Genomic DNA, 8,541 nt, shown 5'->3' on the forward strand with positions numbered 1-8,541 from the left:
CCTCGGCGGCCTGGGCCTCATCCACGAACACGCTGCGCCCGGGCGCGGTGGTGTCGGCCGGGCTGAAGCCCTCGGGCAGGTCATCCGTGTAGACCTCGAACGAGCCGTTCTCCAGGCTGCATTCCGGGTCGGGGACCAGCGCGGCCTTGCCATTTTCAGCCACGAACAGGGCGTTTTCCACCGGCTGGCCCTCGGCCAGGTTCTGGTCGTGGTGCAGGATCGTCTCATCGTTGTAGCCCATGTCCAGGCAGCGCGGGACAAGCTCCACGCCCTCGCTGCGGCAGATATCGGCCACTTTCTTGAGGCGCGCGCGCCAGGCGTCGTCCTGCAGGCTGATATAATCGAACTTCGAGAACATCAGCATGCCGTTGAGGCCGTGGTCGGCGGCGGTGCGGACCACCTGGGCCACCGTGTCCACCGCGGCGTCGCTTTCCAGCAGGTTGCTCAGGTAGAACCAGCGGTACGGGTAGGGCTTGCGTCCGCAGCCCGCGGCCAGGACTGTCACGCCGCAGAACAGTGCGAGGATGGCTCTCAGGGCGGTCCGGCTCATAGTCGTCTTCAGCTCCCTGCCCGCTGGGGCGGTGGATGGACGGTAAGGGCGGACCTGAGGGTCCGCCGGATAAAGATTTCCTTGTCCTTTCGGTCTTGCCCAGCAATGTCCGGTTAGGGAGTTGCAGTGAGAAGACGAAAGACTCTGTTCTGCTTTGGTTTCGGCCAAAGCAGCAAAGCCAGCGGGGGCGCAAACTCGTCCAGACCACGCCTCCGCTTCGATCTTAAGTGTTTACGGAGTGTTGATACCGCTTCCGCGTTGCAGCGGCGGCGCTGCCGCGAATCGCCGCCGCACCGCAGGGCAATTTCAGTCTGGACTGTTTCACTCTCAACTTCACGCTGCCCATGTTGCAGGCTCAGACAGGTGCGGCCCCCGAAGGCAACCGCGGCGGCCTGGCGGGCGCCGAAAGAACCGGGCCGGCCGGCCTCTCCCTTTGAAAAGGGGGATTGAGAGGGATTTAATCCGATTGTCAGGGCGACATATATGTCGCCCCTACGGACGTTGTCATGAATTGCCGTAGGGGCGGACCCATGTGTCCGCCCGGGCGCACACGTGGGTGCGCCCCTACAGGAAACAAATTCGGGATCACAGCCCCTGCAGCCGGACGGCCCAACCTTGCAGCTCGCGACGCAGGTTGTCGAACGCCTCCGGGGTCCAGGGGCTGGAGCCGCGGGCCACCTGGGCCAGTTCCACATCGCAGCGGGCGCGCAGCCCGTTCAGCCACTTCGAGGCTGCGGCTGTCACCTCCGGCGCGGAGGAGGCTTTGGCGGCGATAAGCTTCTCGATCTGATAGATGTAGCGCACGTCGTCTATCCCCTCGCGCACGGCCTCACAGTTGACCGAGGGCCAGGGCCGCCCCGAGTGCGGGTAGATCAGGACATAGTCCGGGCTCTCGTGGTCCAGGTCCTCGAACGGGTTGCCGCGGGAGTTCTCGGTGGTGGCCGGGCCCCACGAGTTCATCCCGTCCAGGTCCTGTCGCCAGGTGTAGAGGCCGTAGACATAGCGCGAATAGCAGGGGTTGTCGGTGCTGATCGACTCGTTGTCGTACTGCCAGACCTTGCGCTCGCTCTTGCGCTCGAACTGGCCGGGAGCCAGGAGCTTGCTGCCGCCCGGATCGTCCTCGATGTCCAGCAGCTTACCCCCGATGTCGGTGGTGCACATGATTTTGGCGCCCGGCGCCTTTTTGACCGCGCGGAACAGCTCGAGAGTGATCCGCTGGCGCAGCGCGATCCGCGGCTCGTCGATGGGCATGAAACCCAGCGGCGGAGCGCCCAGCTCACGGTCGAGGCGCAGGGCCTCGCGGGTCAGCAGCTCGGCCCGGCGGGGCATGATCTTGGGGTCGTAGAGACGGATGTTGCCTGGGTGCTGCTGCTTGGCCGCCTGAAGGTAGTGGGCGAAATACCAGTAGACCGGGCGGGTGAAACCGGCCCGGCGCGCGCCGTCGAGCGTGGCCTTGAGGTGCTCCAGCCGCGGAGTGCCGTCCGCGTTCCACTGGAAACAGTAGGGGCTGGACACGGCCAGGGTGGTCAGGCCGTGCTCCAGATAGTCGCGGAACATGGCCAGGCCGTCCTGCTTGACTTTCTCCTTGTCAGCCGGGCTCAGGTCCTTGCTCTCCAGCTCGAAGAACTCGTAGCTCATGCACATGCTGTAGTCGAGGCCCGGCACCGGCTCCAGGGTCACCGGCAGCACGGTCACGCTCAGGGGGAGCTCCAGGGCCGCGCCCCGCTCGGGGAGAAGGCGCACCGTGCCGCGGTATTGCCCGGCGGACGCGCCGGCGGGCACGTGCAGGGTGAGCCAGAAACTGGTCGTGCGGTCGGCGGGGACCTCCACACTGCTTTTCTCCTCAAGCAGGCGCGGGACCAGACGGTAGCCGGTGCCGCCGGAGCGGTAGGTGAGAAGGGTGGGCACGTGCACGCGGGCCTCGGACGCGGGGATCAGCGCCCCGCCCGGGCCGGCCAGGCCGCTCAGCTCCAGCCTCACCTGCCCCAGGTCGCGCAGCGGCTGCAGCGAAAGCCGCAGCGGCTCGTAGTCGCCGGAGGCCATGCGGAGCGAGAGCGAGTCCACCCGCTCGCTGTCGGCCGGGGCGCTCCAGGGATAGACATAGTGCAGCCAGGGACGGCTGAACAGCACGTAGCCCCGGGCGACATCAGTCTCGTTCACCGTGGGCTGAGTCCCCGGCTCGATGGCCTGACGGCGTGTGAATAGCATCGAGAGCGGACGGTTGAACCGGCTGGTCAGGTTCTCGCCGTCCAGCCCCCAGACCGGTATCTCGTAGTGCGCGGCGGCCCCGCCCGCGGCGGCGGCCTCCAGGGTGAGTTCCACCCCCGGCTCGACCGCGGGGTCGGTGGAGTTCTTGCGCGAGAACAGGCGCAGCCCCATGGCCTGCGGGTTGTCCTCGCGCTCCACGGACAGGCTCAGGGTATTCACTCCGGGCTTGATCTCCAGGCCAGCGGGGGCCGGGTCGAGCTTGAGGCTGATCACCTCAGGGGTTTTGTCTCCCTCGCCGGCCGGGATGGGGAACGCGCCCAGGGGCACGCCGTTGAGCGCCAGGCGCAGGCTGCCCGCCGAGGCGTTGTCCGTGGTGATACGTCCGCGCAGCTCGATCCGCGCCGGGTTGAGCGCGGTTTTCGACTCGAAGCGGTAGGTCAGGCTGCCGTAGCCGCCGCATTCCAGGTGGCCGTAGGGCGTGGTGAAATCCCAGAAATTGACCTCGCGGTTGTAGAAACTTTTCATGTCCGCGCGGTCGAAACCGCCCTCGAACGAGTCGAGGGCCTTCCCGGCGGGCGAGACGATGTCGAGCCGCAGTCTGTAGACCCCCTCCGGCAGGTCGAACGGCAGGCCGAAAACCAGGTTGCCGCCGGCGATGTCGAACAGCCAGGTGGTGTCGCGGGCCACGACCGCGCCGCCCAGGCTCAGCTCGCCCGCGGCCGCGGCGGCTTTGACCTGCCCCAGCGGCAGCGAGCTCTTGAACTGGAAAATGAGCTGCTTGCGCAGCACCACGCTGTCCAGGGTGATCGCCCGGTCGCGCAGGTGGAACGACTGGATGGTTATCTCTGACCGCAGAACCGCAGGTGGGGCGCTGAACAGCAGCAACAGGCACAATGTGGCGAGCCGGACTGACGGCAGGCGCCGGGCCAGGGACGGGACAGGCATGCGTATCTCCCTGCAAAGGTTGCAACTCGTGGGCCGACTTGCGGGGACCAATATAGTGAATGCCCGCTGAGGCCGCAATCCGGGTGCAATGAAAAAGCGGCGTAAAGCACGGACAATAGAAAAGCTTGCCTGAATCGTGCGGAAGTGTAAAATTCCAAGGGCGAAGTTTGGCCGGCAACACTCCCGCTTGAGCCGTCAGCTCCGCGAATGAAACGAAGAAATCCTTCTCCACAGGCTGAATATCCTGTTTCAGAACCATTCAAAGACTGGAGATGAGTCCCATGGCTAACGGATTCGACAGAAGGGATTTCCTGAAGAAAGCCGGAGTGCTGGCCGGAGCCGGGATGGTGCTCAAGGCTTCGACCCTGTCGGCCATAGTCACGCGGCCCGGCACAGCTCCGGCCCCGATCCAGGCCAAGCCCATCCCGACCGTGCGGGTCGGGTTCGTGGGAGTCGGCGGGCAGGGCACCGGACATCTGCGCAACTACCTGGGCCTCGAGGGCGTGGAGATCAAGGCGATCTGCGACATCAACCCCGAGAACCTGGAGCGGGCGCAGAAACTGGTGGTGGAAGCAGGCCATCCCAAGCCCGAGGGCTACGGCAAGGGCCCGACAGACTGGAAACGCCTCTGCGACCGCAAGGACCTCGACCTGGTGTTCAACGCCACCCCCTGGGAATGGCACGTGCCGATCTGCGTGGATGCGATGAACAAGGGTAAGCACGCGGCCACCGAGGTCCCGGCGGCCCCTGAAATCGACGGGTGCTGGGAGCTGGTGGAGACCAGCGAGCGCACGGGCAAGCACTGTATCATGATGGAAAACTGCTGCTACGGCGAGCCCGAGCTGATGTTCCTGAACATGATCCGCAAGGGCCTGCTGGGCACCCCGATCCACGCCCAGTGCGGCTACTGCCACGACCTGCGCGAGATCAAGTTCTCGGGAATAGGCGAGGGCCAGTGGCGTCTGAACCACGCGGTCACGAACGACGGCAACCTCTACCCGACCCACGGCCTGGGCCCGGTGGCCGAGTACATGAACATCAACCGCGGCGACCAGTTCGATTTCCTGATCTCGATGAGCAGCAAGAGCCTCGGCCTCAACCTCTACGCGGCCGAGCATTTCGGGCCCGATTCACCCCAGGCCAAACAGACCTACGCCCTGGGCGATGTCAACACCAGTCTGATCCGCACGATGAACGGCGCGACGATCATCGTGATCCACGATTGCGACAGCCCGCGCCCCTACGACCGCTACAACCAGATCCAGGGCACCAAGGGCATCCTGGAGGGTTACCCCGACCGGATCTATGTGGAGGGCAAGAGCGCCCCGCACACTTGGGACGATGTCGAGAAATGGAGCGAATACAAGCACAAGCTCGTCTCGGACCTGGTGGCGAAATCGAAAGACTCGAACCACGGCGGGATGGATTTCATCGAGGACTACCGTCTGATCGAGGCCCTGCGCACCGGCCGCTACCCGGATTACGATGTCTACGACGCCGCGGCCTGGAGCGCGGTGACCGGGCTGAGCGAAATCTCCGTGGCCAACCGCAGCCGCCCGGTGGATTTCCCCGATTTCACCCGCGGCGCCTGGAAGACGAACAAGCCGATTTTCGTGACCGACTATTGAGACGCATCTGCAATTGAGTGCGAAAAGCCGGGAGCGCATTAGGGGCTCCCGGCTTTTTGTTTCATCGCGCTCAGGGCTTCGCAGGGGGCGAGGCGGCGCACACCCAGCCCAGGCTTTCCCGCAGGTTGTCATAGAACGTGTCCTTGCCGCCCTTGAACTTGTGGTCCTCCGACTCCACCATGAAAAAGCGTTTCGGCTCGCCCGCCAGGTCGAACATTTTCTGCGAGGCCTCCCGGCTGACATATTCATCCGCAGAGGACTGGATCAGCACCAGGGGAAGCGGGGCCACCCGCGGCAGGAACGGTGCGCTGTCGAACATCGGCTCGTCCGGGTCTTTCTTCGTGATCCAGGTGATCGCGTCCAGGGTGCGCCAGCCCAGGAAACTCTGTTCCGCCAGCCCGACCGCCACCAGGCCGAGGAAACTCGAACGTGCGGAGTCGCCCGCCGCGCCCAGCAAAGCCAGGCCCGCGCCCTCGGACCAGCCGGAGAGGATTACGCGCCGCCCGTCCCGCGCACCGGCCCAGGCGGCCAGCGCCGCCAGATCACTCATCACCTCGCCCGTGCCCAGCGTCTTTTTCCCATCCGTGAAGCTTTCCAGGTAGTGCTTGGAATCCAGGGCATAGACCGTGTAGCCCCAGGCGGCCATGGCGGCCGCCATTTTTTCGGCCTCGCCGAACATTCCGGCATCTCCGGAAAGGTAGATTATCTGAGGCCGGGTGGAGGCCGAATCCCCGCGGCCATGGAACAGGAATACATTCTGCGGCCGGCCGCGCAGCATCGGATGGAGCGGCTGCCCCTGGTTTTTATCCTCCGCGTGAAGGCCAGACAGCCCGGCCAGGAGGAGCAAGACCACCGTGTACATTCTCATGTAGGATCAGTCCGTAAAGGGTGAGAGTTGTCCGGTGTGACGGATTATTATATTTTAATCCTTACCGGAACGGAACTCCAGAGCCGAGGACAGGAAAGAGACCGGACAGGATGAGAGACAGTCTGAAACATGCGGTCTGCCAGCTCCGCCGGGCGGCGGGACGAAAGAAGTGCCCCTCCTGCGGCTGTTTCCACGGCACCTTGCTGATGATCGAGGATTGCTGCCCGCCCGAGAGCCGTCCGGCCACGCTCGATGAGGCCCTGCAACTGGCCCTCGGCAGCCGTCAGCCGGTGACGGTGGACTGCAACGGCTGCAAGCACTGCAAGCCCATGGACGCGCTGCTGACCCTGCGTGGCATGCGGTGAGCTGTCAGCGGACGAACCTGTCCGGCGCACGGCGCACACCCCACCTTGATTATCTCTGCCTTAATACGTACAATAATCCTGACACTAATTTCCAAATTCAGTCTGCCATGTTCAGTCGTGTGGAGGGGGAGATGAAAATCCTGGTAGTCTATTATTCGATGTACGGGCACGTACTCAAGCTGGCCCAGGCCGTGGTCGAGGGCGTCAAGACCGTCCCCGGGGCCGAGCCGGTCCTGCGCCGGGCGCAGGAATTCCCCGAAGTGGTGGAAAGTCTCAAGAACAGCGAGCATCACCGCAAGGCCTGGGACGAGGAGAAGGCCATCCCGGTCGTGACACCGGAGGATTTCCGCACCGCGGAGGGTGTGCTGTTCGGCACGCCCACCCGTTTCGGGAACATGGCCGCCCAGATGAAACGCGTGATCGACGGTCTGGGTGAGCTGTGGTTCAAGGGTGAGCTGGAGGGCAAGCCCGCGGGCGTGTTTGTGAGCACGGCCACCACCCACGGCGGCCAGGAGACCACGCCGCTGACCATGATGGTCCCGCTGCTGCACCTGGGGATGCTGGCGGTCGGCGTGCCCTATTCCACGGCCGGGATGCTGCACACCGAGGCCCGCGGTGGCACTCCCTACGGGGCGACCACCCTGGCCGGTGGGGACAACAGCCTGACCCCGGCCCCCGAGGACCTGGCCATCGCCCGCGCCCTGGGCCGCCGGGTGGCGGAAGTGGCCGGGAAGCTGCGTGCATGAGCCGGACCGGAGTGGCTTAAACTCGTTAAGGAACTGGCAATGCTGGGAATCGTCAAAGCCGGGCAGCGCCATTTCAGGGATGCCAACGGGCTTCAGGCTTTCTGGCTGTTCTCGTTCTCGGATTACTACGATCCGATGAACCTGCACTGGGGCGCCCTGCGGGTTTTCAACGACGACGTGGTGCAACCGGGAGCCGGGTTCCCGCCACATCCGCATGCCGAGATGGAGATAGTGACCCTGGTGCTGGAGGGGCAGATCACGCACCAGGACAGCACCGGGGTGAGCGAAACCCTATCCGCGGGCGAGGTGCAGAGCATGAGCGCCGGGATCGGGATCAACCACAGCGAGGACAACCGCGGCCAGGTCCCGCTGCACCTGTACCAGCTCTGGCTGTACCCCCGCGCCCGGGGCCTGGCCCCAGCCTACGGCCGGGCCGCGTTCCGGCCCGAGGCCTGGCGCGGGCGGTTTTTACCCCTGGCCTCGGGACTGGGCCACCCTGGCGCGGCGGTGATCCAGACCGACTCGGCCGTGCTGCGCTGCGCCCTGGATCCGGGCGGGCAGGCGCAGTACACGGCTGGGCCGGGACGGAAAATGTTACTGTATGTGATCTCGGGTGGGTTGAGCCTGGAGGGGCAAAGCCTCGGCGCGGGCGATCAGGCCCGGATCGCTGAGCTGGACGCGCTCAGTCTGAGCAGCCCCGACGGTGGCGAGGCGGTGCTGGTGGATACTCCGGCCCGCGGCCCGGCGGGCTGAGCCGGCGGAGCGGGTCACTGATCGGATAGGAGCCCTCACCGCTTGTCATGGGGTTGAGCGGCCGGAAAAAGCGCAGGGGCGGGTTTCAAACCCGCCCCTGCTTTTTGTTGCCGCACCGCTTGTCGCGGGGCGGTTCATCAGCCTGTCACTGCTCCGGTCTGTTCCTCCCGGCTGTCCCCTCGATCCCCACGTGCGTGACGAAAAACCGGGTGGCGCGGGCCGCGGCGCAGGCAATGCCGGCGGCGAAGGCGCGCATCTCGCGGAACGTGTACCCGGCGTGCAGGGACTCGCGGTACATCTTCTTCATCAGCTTGTCGTAACCCATGCCGAACAGGCTCACGTACAGGGCCACCAGGGGCGCGGGCGGGCGGCGCAGGTCGCGGATCAGGAACGGGCTGCCCGGTGCGGTGACCCGGGCGATCTCGCTCAGGCTGGGGCGCGGGTCGGCCAGGTGGTGCAGTGTGCTGTGGGTGAAGGC

Annotated in this window: 8 protein-coding genes; 4 read left to right on the forward strand and 4 right to left on the reverse strand. The window is 65.5% G+C overall.

Features of this window, described 5'->3' with window-relative positions; translation table 11 throughout:
- On the reverse strand, positions 1–550 hold a 550-nt coding region (locus tag LLH00_08255), incomplete at its 3' end, for a hypothetical protein (GenBank protein ID MCE5271263.1).
- A 585-nt stretch (positions 551–1,135) separates the two neighbouring features.
- Positions 1,136–3,703 (reverse strand): DUF4091 domain-containing protein, encoded by a 2,568-nt coding sequence (locus LLH00_08260; protein ID MCE5271264.1) that lies wholly within the window; start codon positions 3,701–3,703, stop codon positions 1,136–1,138.
- Positions 3,704–3,984: 281 nt separating this feature from the next.
- Between LLH00_08260 and LLH00_08265 the strand changes: the two genes are divergently transcribed.
- The gene (locus LLH00_08265; GenBank protein MCE5271265.1) at positions 3,985–5,331 is read left to right on the forward strand and encodes a Gfo/Idh/MocA family oxidoreductase; all 1,347 of its coding nucleotides are present in this window, start codon (positions 3,985–3,987) and stop codon (positions 5,329–5,331) included.
- A gap of 70 nt (positions 5,332–5,401) precedes the next feature.
- Here LLH00_08265 and LLH00_08270 read toward each other — a convergent pair whose 3' ends face one another.
- Positions 5,402–6,199: a hypothetical protein gene (locus LLH00_08270; protein ID MCE5271266.1), complete on the reverse strand. Its 798-nt coding sequence runs from the start codon at positions 6,197–6,199 to the stop codon at positions 5,402–5,404.
- A 110-nt stretch (positions 6,200–6,309) separates the two neighbouring features.
- Here LLH00_08270 and LLH00_08275 point away from each other — a divergent pair, with 110 nt between their 5' ends.
- The 3 genes from LLH00_08275 to LLH00_08285 all read left to right on the forward strand — a co-directional run bounded on the left by LLH00_08275 (position 6,310) and on the right by LLH00_08285 (position 8,063).
- A complete protein-coding gene (locus LLH00_08275; protein MCE5271267.1) occupies positions 6,310–6,564 on the forward strand; it encodes a hypothetical protein in 255 nt (84 codons plus the stop codon).
- A 131-nt stretch (positions 6,565–6,695) separates the two neighbouring features.
- A complete protein-coding gene (gene wrbA / locus LLH00_08280) occupies positions 6,696–7,310 on the forward strand; it encodes an NAD(P)H:quinone oxidoreductase (protein ID MCE5271268.1) in 615 nt (204 codons plus the stop codon).
- Between the two features lie 39 nt (positions 7,311–7,349).
- A complete protein-coding gene (locus tag LLH00_08285) occupies positions 7,350–8,063 on the forward strand; it encodes a pirin family protein (protein ID MCE5271269.1) in 714 nt (237 codons plus the stop codon).
- Between the two features lie 145 nt (positions 8,064–8,208).
- On the opposite strand, the gene LLH00_08290 is transcribed toward LLH00_08285, so the two are convergent.
- Positions 8,209–8,541, reverse strand: a 333-nt coding sequence (locus LLH00_08290) for a class I SAM-dependent methyltransferase (GenBank protein ID MCE5271270.1), incomplete at its 5' end; no start/stop codon positions are given.

The organism is bacterium, from assembly GCA_021372515.1.
GTDB lineage: Bacteria > Gemmatimonadota > Glassbacteria > GWA2-58-10 > GWA2-58-10 > JAJFUG01.